Here is a 7,481-nt window from a genome sequence, read left to right as displayed (position 1 = left end):
TGAGGTCGGCCAGGGACTTCACGTCCTTGACGTACGACGGGACGGCGATCTCGAGAGAGGTCTTGTCGTACCACGACCCGACGTCGACGAGATTCTTCTTGTATCTGTCCCAGTACTGTTTCTGCGCGACCGGTAGCCAGCCGTCGAACTCGACGTCGACCTGGCCGGTGCTCATGCCGGTGAACATCGAGCCGACGTCGTACTGCTTGATCGACGGCTTGTAGCCGCGCTTCTCCAGGATGTTCTTCCACAGGTACGTGGTCGCGATGTCCTCGTCCCACGGGAAGTAGCCGATCTTCGGCGCGGCGCCCGCGTCCTTGCCCTTCTGGTCGGCGCCGCCGGGCACCGGGGCGAGCTTGCTCGCGATCCCCGGGTTGTCCTTCAGCCAGGCGCGGACGCCCTGCTGCTCCTTGCCCTTACCGGCGTCCTGGATGGCCGCCTCCAGGCTGGTGAGCTGCTTCTCACTCAGCTTGAAGTTCTTCATCGCCACCGGGCCGCGCACAGTGCTTGCTTACGTCATCCGGCGCTTGTTCGCCGTCGTCATGATGCTGCTGGTCGTCACCCTGACGACCTTCGCCATCTTCTTCGTGATCCCGAAGTGGGCCGGTTCCGACCCCGCGCTGCTCTTCGTCGGCAAACAGGCCGACCCCGCGGCCATCGAGGGCATCAGGACGAAGCTGGGGCTCAGCGATCCGCTCCTGGTGCAGTTCTGGCACTTCGTCGAGGGCCTGTTCGCCGGCCGCGACTACGCCAACGGCTCCGATGTCACCCACTGCGCGAGGCCCTGCTTCGGCTACTCCTTCCGCACCGAGCAGGCGGTATGGCCGCAGCTGACCGACGCCATGCCGGTCACCCTCTCGCTCGCCGCGGGCGCGTGTGCGCTGTGGCTGGTCGGCGGCATCGCCACCGGCGTCCTCTCCGCGCTGCGCCGGGGCACCCTGTGGGACCGCACGGCGATGTCCGCCGCGCTCGCCGGTGTCTCGCTGCCGATCTACTTCACCGGTCTGCTCTCGCTGGCGATCTTCAGTTACCAGCTGAAGTGGGTCGACGTGGACTACAAGGGGCTCGGCGACGACCCCGCCAAGTGGTTCGAGAGCCTGATCCTGCCGTGGATCACCCTCGCCTTCCTCTACGCCGCCATGTACGCCCGGCTCACCCGCGCCACCATGCTGGAGATCATGGGCGAGGACTACATCCGCACCGCCCGCGCCAAGGGGCTGCGGGAGCGGGTGGTCATCGGGCGGCACGCGATGCGCTCCACCTGGACCCCCATCCTCACCCTGCTCGGCCTGGACCTGGGCGCGCTGCTCGGCGGCGCGGTGCTCACCGAGAGCACGTACAACCTGCCCGGCCTCGGGCGGCTCGCGGTGAACGCGATCAGCGACAAGGACCTTCCGCTCATCCTGGGCGTCACCCTGATCGCCGCGTTGTGCATCGTGGTCGCCAACCTCGTCGTGGACCTCCTGTACGCCGTCATCGACCCACGAGTGAGGCTCGGATGACCGACATCGACAAGCCCGCCACCGCCGCCGTGGGGGAGGTGGCCGAGGCCGGTTCGCCCGCCCCGACGGCCTTCCTCGAAGTGCGCGACCTGCGGGTCCACTTCCCGACCGACGACGGCCTGGTGAAGTCCGTGGACGGACTCAGCTTCCGGCTGGAGAAGGGCAAGACCCTCGGCATCGTCGGCGAGTCCGGCTCCGGCAAGTCCGTCACCTCGCTCGGCATCATGGGGCTGCACACCGCCGGGCAGTACGGCCGCCGCAAGGCCCGGATCTCCGGGGAGATCTGGCTGAACGGGCAGGAGCTGCTGGGCGCCGACCCCGACGAGGTGCGCAAGCTGCGCGGCCGCGAGATGTCGATGATCTTCCAGGATCCGCTGTCGGCGCTGCATCCGTACTACACGATCGGCCGCCAGATCACCGAGGCGTACCAGGTCCACCACGAGGTCGCCAAGGAGGTCGCCCGCAAGCGGGCGGTCGAGATGCTCGACCGGGTGGGCATCCCGCAGCCGGACAAGCGGGTGGACAGCTATCCCCACGAGTTCTCCGGCGGGATGCGCCAGCGCGCGATGATCGCGATGTCGCTGGTCAACAACCCCGAGCTGCTGATCGCCGACGAGCCGACCACCGCCCTCGACGTCACCGTCCAGGCGCAGATCCTCGACCTCATCCGGGACCTCCAGAAGGAGTTCGGCTCTGCGGTCATCGTCATCACCCACGACCTCGGCGTGGTCGCCGAACTCGCCGACGACCTGCTGGTGATGTACGCGGGCCGGTGCGTCGAGCGCGGGCCCGCCGAGAAGGTGTTCTACGAGCCCCAGCACCCGTACACCTGGGGGCTGCTCGGTTCGATGCCCCGCATCGACCGCGACCAGACGGACCGGCTGATCCCGGTCAAGGGTTCCCCGCCCAGCCTGATCAACGTGCCGTCCGGCTGCGCCTTCCACCCGCGCTGCCCGTACGCGGACGTCCCCGAGGGCGGCATCACCCGCACCGAGCGGCCGGAGCTGCGCGGGGTGCCGGGCGGCGGTGGTCACTTCTCCGCCTGTCACATGGCGCAGGAGGACCGTACGCGGATCTGGACCGAAGAGATTGCGCCGAAGCTGTGACCGACACGAAGGATCCGACAATGACGGTCCCGGAGCAGGCGACGACCACGCCCGAGCCCCTGCTCACGGTGTCCGGCCTGGTCAAGCACTTCCCCATCAAGAAGGGGCTGTTGCAGCGGCAGACCGGCGCGGTGCAGGCGGTCGACGGCCTCGACTTCGACGTGCGCCCGGGGGAGACCCTGGGCGTGGTCGGCGAGTCGGGCTGCGGCAAGTCCACCATGGGACGGCTGATCACCCGGCTGCTCGAACCCACCTCAGGGAAGATCGAGTTCGAGGGCAAGGACATCACGCACCTGGGCACCGCCGCGATGCGACCGATGCGCCGCGACGTCCAGATGATCTTCCAGGATCCGTACTCCTCGCTGAACCCCCGGCATACGGTCGGCGCCATCGTCGGCGCCCCCTTCCGGCTCCAGGGTGTCACGCCGGAGGGCGGCATCAAGGCGGAGGTGCAGCGGCTGCTGGCACTGGTCGGCCTCAACCCCGAGCACTACAACCGCTATCCGCACGAGTTCTCCGGCGGCCAGCGGCAGCGCATCGGCATCGCCCGGGCGCTCGCCCTCAAGCCCAAGCTGGTCGTGGCGGACGAGCCGGTCTCCGCGCTGGACGTCTCCATCCAGGCCCAGGTGGTCAACCTGCTGGACGACCTCCAGGACGAGCTGGGGCTGACGTACGTGATCATCGCCCACGACCTGTCCGTCATCCGGCACGTCTCGGACCGGATCGCGGTGATGTACCTCGGGAAGATCGTCGAGCTGGCCGACCGCCGGGCCCTGTACGAGACCCCCATGCACCCGTACACCACGGCGCTGCTCTCCGCGGTGCCGGTGCCGGACCCCCGGCGGCGCGCCCGGCGCGAGCGGATCCTGCTCAAGGGCGATGTGCCCTCGCCGATCTCGCCGCCGTCCGGCTGCCGCTTCCACACCCGGTGCTGGAAGGCGACCGAGGTGTGCAAGCGGGAGGAACCGCCGCTGGTGGCGCTCGCCACCGGCCACCAGGTGGCCTGCCACCACCCGGAGAACGCTCCCGGCCAGGCACCCGGTCAGGTCGCCGGACCGGTGCGGAGCGCGACGAAGAAGACCGAGAGCTGAGACGGGGCGGGCGCGGCGGGCCCGTCGTTTAACAATGTCGGGTGCTCTTCGAACTGGTCACCCCGTCCGTCCAGCACGCGTTCGAGGTCGTCGGGATCTTCGTCTTCGCGATCTCGGGCGCGCTGCTCGCGGTGCGCAAGAACTTCGATGTCTTTGGCATGGCGGTGCTCGCCGAGGCCACCGCGCTGGGCGGCGGGGTGTTCCGGGACCTGGTGATCGGCGCGGTGCCGCCCGCCGCCTTCGTCGACCTCTCCTACTTCTTCACCCCGCTCGTCGCCACCGTGCTCGTCTTCTTCCTGCATCCGCAGGTCGAGCGGATCACGGCGGCGGTGGGCGTCTTCGACGCGGCGGGGCTCGGGCTGTTCTGCGTCGAGGGCACCGTGAAGGCGCATCAGCACGGGCTCGGCCTCACCGCGTCCGTCACCCTCGGCATGGCGACCGCGGTCGGCGGCGGTGTGCTGCGCGACGTCCTCGCCCATGAGGTGCCCTCGCTGCTGCGCTGGGACCGGGACCTGTACGCCGTCCCCGCCATCGTGGGCTCGTCCATAGCGGCGCTGCTCCTCCACTTCGACGCGCTGTCCGGGGCAACCAGCGCGCTCGCGGCCGTGGTGGCGTTCACCGTCCGGCTGCTGGCGATGAAGTACGGATGGCGGGCACCGCGGGCGTGGAACCGGCGCAGCACGGCGACGGAGGAGATATGAGCCGTGTATTCCCTTGCGGCTATATACCCCACGAGCTATATTCGCGCTCATGCCCATACCGTTCGACGTGCTCGCGGAGCCGAGCAGACGGCAGATCCTGGACCTCCTCCTGGAGCGCCCCCGCCTGGTCGGCGAGCTGACCGACCGGCTCGGGCTGACCCAGCCCGGCACCTCCAAGCACCTGCGGGTGCTGCGCGAGGCCGGGTTGGTGCGGGTGCGCCGGGACGCCCAGCGGCGGTGGTACGAGCTGTGCCCCGAGCCGCTGGCCGAGATCGACGCCTGGCTCGCCCCCTACCGGCGGCTGTGGACCGACCGCCTCGACGCGCTCGAACGCCACCTCGACACCATGCCCGAAGTCCCTGACGACGGAGAAGCGCGATGAAGGACACCCTCAGCCAGACCGGAGGCGGCCGCTCCGCCCTGCGCCTGGAGCGGCGGATCGCCCACGCCCCGGAGAAGGTCTGGCAGGCCCTGACCGACCCGGCCGAGCTGGCCCACTGGTTCCCCTCCCAGGTTCAGGTGGACCTCAAGGTCGGCGGCCGGATGGGCTTCGTCTTCCCCGGCCGCGAAGCCCCGGACATGGAAGGCCGGATCACCGAACTCGACCCGCCCCATGTCTTCGCCTTCACCTGGGGCGAGGACCAGCTCCGCTGGGAGCTGCACCCCGACGGCGAGGGCTGTCTGCTGATCCTCACCCACACCTTCGGCGACCGCTTCGGCGCCGCGAGCTTCGCCTCCGGCTGGCACGCCTGCATCACCGCCCTCGCCGCGCTGCTCGAGGGCGAGAAGGCGACCCCGGGCGACATGGCCGAGCTGCACGAGTCCTACGTCGAGGCGTTCGGCCTGGCCGAGGGCGCGGTGGAGACCACCGAGGACGGCGGCTGGCGGCTGCGCTTCGAGCGCCAGCTGGTCCGCCCCGCCGAGACGGTGTGGCAGGCCCTGGCCGGACAGACCGGCGCGGCGGGCCTCACGGCCGGCGGCCCCGTCCCTTTCGGCTTCCGCACGGACGGCGTCCCGGCAGGCCCGATCACCGAGGCCGAGGCGCCCCGCACGCTCGCCTACGACTGGGAGCGCGCCGGACACCCCGCGGGCCAGGTCCGCTGGGAGCTGTCCCAGGGCACCGGCCACGGCGCCCGCCTCATCCTCACCCAAACCGGCCCCCCGGGCTCCGACCAGGACCGCACGGAAGCCCTGACGGCCTGGCGCCGCCACATCGCCCTACTGGCCGCCAAACTGCTGCGCATGCGGGGGTGACGACCAGGCTTCCAGTCCGCCCGGCGTCCGAGGGGCGGGGCCCAGTAACCCCATCCCGCATTCGAGGGGCGAGGCCCAGCACCCGGCCCGCCTGGCGTGTGAGGACCGGGGCCCAGCACCTGGGCCGTCCGGTGTCCGAGGGCAGCGGGGCCCAGCGCCCGGCCTGTCCGGTGTCCGAACAGCGGCCGAGCACCCCGTCCCGCGTTCGAGGGTCGAGGCCAGCACGCAGCCCGTCCGGCGGTGGTGGGCCGAGGCCCAGCGCCTGGCCGGTCCGGCCTCCGAGGGCCCGGGGCCCAGCGCCTGGCCGGTCCGGTGTCCGGGGGGTCCGGGGCTCAGCGCCTGGCCGGTTCGGTGTCCGAGGGTCCGGGGCTCAGCGCCTGGCCGGTTCGGTGTCCGAGGGTCCGGGGCCCAGCCCGCCCGGCGTCCGAGGGTCGGGGCCCAGCCCGCCCGGCGTCCGAGGGTCGGGGCCCAGCGCCCAGCCGGTCCGGCGTTTGAGGCCCGGGGCCCGCTACCCCAGCCGCCCGGCGTTCGTGGGCCAGGGCCCAGAACCCCTCCGGCGTTTGGGAACTGGGGGCCCGCCACTCTGGCCTGTCCGGCGTTCGAGGTCCGAGGCCGAGCACCCCGTCCCGCGTTCGTGGGCCGCAGGGCCCAGCACCCAGCGCGCCCGGGGGTCGAGGACTGAGCCCCAGCACCCAGCCCGTCCGGCGCTTGAGGACCGGCGTCCACCACCCAGCTGTCCGGCGTTCGTGGGCCGGGGCCCAGATTCCAGCCCGTCCGGCGTTTGAGGACCGGGGTCCGGGGCGGAGCCCCGGCGGGGGTACGGGGGCGGAGCCCCCGAAGCGGGGGTCTGGGGGCGGAGCCCCGCCGGGTCCGGGGCGGAGCCCCGCCGCGCGGCGGAGCCGCACATCGGATGCTGCGGGAAGGGGCGGGGTGGGGGAGCAGCCCGCCGCAGGCGCCAGCTCACCCCTCCGCGAGGAACCCCGCCACCGCACCCATCAGCTCCGCAGGCGCATCCTCCTGCACCAAATGCCCCGCCCCCTCGATCAACCGCACCCGCGCCCCCGGAATCCGCGCCCCCAACTCATGCGCATGCGAGACCGAAATCCACGCATCCTCCGTGCCCCAGCACACCAACACCGGCCCCGGCACAGAAACCTCCCCGTACCGCCCCTCGATCTCATCGATGAACCGCTGATCGTTCTGCGCGATCTGCCGATAGAACGCGGGCTGCCCCTCCTCCCCGCACCACGGCTCGACCAGCCGCTCCCACACCGCGGGATGCAGCCCCGGCCCGCCCACAGAGCCGACGTACTCCCGCACCAGCGCCCGGTGCAGCGCGGGCGGCAGCTGCTCGAAGACCTCGGGGTGGCGGCCGAACAGCTGGTACCCGGCGGAGCCGAAGGGCGGCAGGGCGACCGGATCGACCAGGGCCAGCCGCCGGTAGCGCGCACCGTGCAGCAGATGCGCGCGCAGCGCGACGCAGCCCCCGAAGTCATGCGCGACGACGGCCGGTTCCGCCCCGGCCCCCGCCAGCCCCCAGTGGTCGAGCAGCTCGCCGAAGACCCGCCCCTGAGCCGCGAGCGAAACGTCCTGGCCGGCCCTCTTCTCCGACGCCCCATAACCCGGCATGTCCCAGACGAACACCCGGTACCGGTCGGCGAGCCCGCGGGCGAAGGCCCGCCAGACGTACGAGGAGAACGGTGTGCCGTGCAGCAGCACGACCGGCGGGGCGTCGGGCGCGCCGAGGGCGGCCCAGCGGACCTCACCAGAGGCACTGCGAAACGTACGGTCCAGCTTCCAGTCAGCTGCTGTCATGAGTGCTGTCAT

7 protein-coding genes and 1 pseudogene are annotated in these 7,481 nt (G+C 71.6%); 6 read left to right on the top strand and 2 right to left on the bottom strand.

The features are described from left to right. A pseudogene (locus tag SSOG_RS13935) lies at positions 1-484 on the bottom strand (glycine betaine ABC transporter substrate-binding protein); the annotation flags it as partial. 43 nt (positions 485-527) lie between these two features. Between SSOG_RS13935 and SSOG_RS13930 the strand changes: the two are divergent. The 6 genes from SSOG_RS13930 to SSOG_RS13905 are packed head-to-tail and all read left to right on the top strand — an operon-like array spanning position 528 to position 5,654. Further along, positions 528-1,502: an ABC transporter permease gene (locus SSOG_RS13930; protein ID WP_039941059.1), complete on the top strand. Its 975-nt coding sequence runs from the start codon at positions 528-530 to the stop codon at positions 1,500-1,502. Beyond that, a complete protein-coding gene (locus SSOG_RS13925; RefSeq protein ID WP_009714864.1) occupies positions 1,499-2,608 on the top strand; it encodes an ABC transporter ATP-binding protein in 1,110 nt (369 codons plus the stop codon). Before SSOG_RS13930 ends, SSOG_RS13925 begins: the two co-directional genes overlap by 4 nt. 20 nt (positions 2,609-2,628) lie before the next feature. Next, positions 2,629-3,699: an ABC transporter ATP-binding protein gene (locus SSOG_RS13920; protein ID WP_039937523.1), complete on the top strand. Its 1,071-nt coding sequence runs from the start codon at positions 2,629-2,631 to the stop codon at positions 3,697-3,699. A 41-nt stretch (positions 3,700-3,740) separates the two neighbouring features. Next, complete coding sequence (locus SSOG_RS13915; RefSeq protein WP_009714862.1) at positions 3,741-4,400, top strand: trimeric intracellular cation channel family protein; 660 nt, start codon at positions 3,741-3,743, stop codon at positions 4,398-4,400. 49 nt (positions 4,401-4,449) lie between these two features. Continuing rightward, the gene (locus SSOG_RS13910; RefSeq protein WP_009714861.1) at positions 4,450-4,782 is read left to right on the top strand and encodes an ArsR/SmtB family transcription factor; all 333 of its coding nucleotides are present in this window, start codon (positions 4,450-4,452) and stop codon (positions 4,780-4,782) included. Then, on the top strand, positions 4,779-5,654 hold the full coding sequence (locus tag SSOG_RS13905; protein WP_009714860.1) for an SRPBCC family protein: 876 nt from the start codon (positions 4,779-4,781) through the stop codon (positions 5,652-5,654). The genes SSOG_RS13910 and SSOG_RS13905 overlap by 4 nt, the downstream gene beginning before the upstream one ends. A gap of 960 nt (positions 5,655-6,614) precedes the next feature. On the opposite strand, the gene SSOG_RS13900 is transcribed toward SSOG_RS13905, so the two are convergent. Beyond that, positions 6,615-7,469: an alpha/beta fold hydrolase gene (locus tag SSOG_RS13900; protein ID WP_009714859.1), complete on the bottom strand. Its 855-nt coding sequence runs from the start codon at positions 7,467-7,469 to the stop codon at positions 6,615-6,617. Positions 7,470-7,481: the final 12 nt, after the last annotated feature.

The sequence above is a fragment of the Streptomyces himastatinicus ATCC 53653 genome (assembly GCF_000158915.1).
Lineage (GTDB): Bacteria > Actinomycetota > Actinomycetes > Streptomycetales > Streptomycetaceae > Streptomyces > Streptomyces himastatinicus.
Note: the sequence above shows the minus strand (reverse complement) of the source record. Positions and strands in the feature narration are given on the sequence as shown.

Bases quoted from the DNA above. Each gene is read 5' to 3' on its own strand.
- SSOG_RS13925 (WP_009714864.1), top strand. From the start codon at position 1,499: ATGACCGACATCGACAAGCCCGCCACCGCCGCCGTGGGGGAGGTGGCC.
- SSOG_RS13920 (WP_039937523.1), top strand. From the start codon at position 2,629: ATGACGGTCCCGGAGCAGGCGACGACCACGCCCGAGCCCCTGCTCACG.
- SSOG_RS13910 (WP_009714861.1), top strand. From the start codon at position 4,450: ATGCCCATACCGTTCGACGTGCTCGCGGAGCCGAGCAGACGGCAGATC.
- SSOG_RS13905 (WP_009714860.1), top strand. From the start codon at position 4,779: ATGAAGGACACCCTCAGCCAGACCGGAGGCGGCCGCTCCGCCCTGCGC.
- SSOG_RS13900 (WP_009714859.1), bottom strand. From the start codon at position 7,469: ATGACAGCAGCTGACTGGAAGCTGGACCGTACGTTTCGCAGTGCCTCT.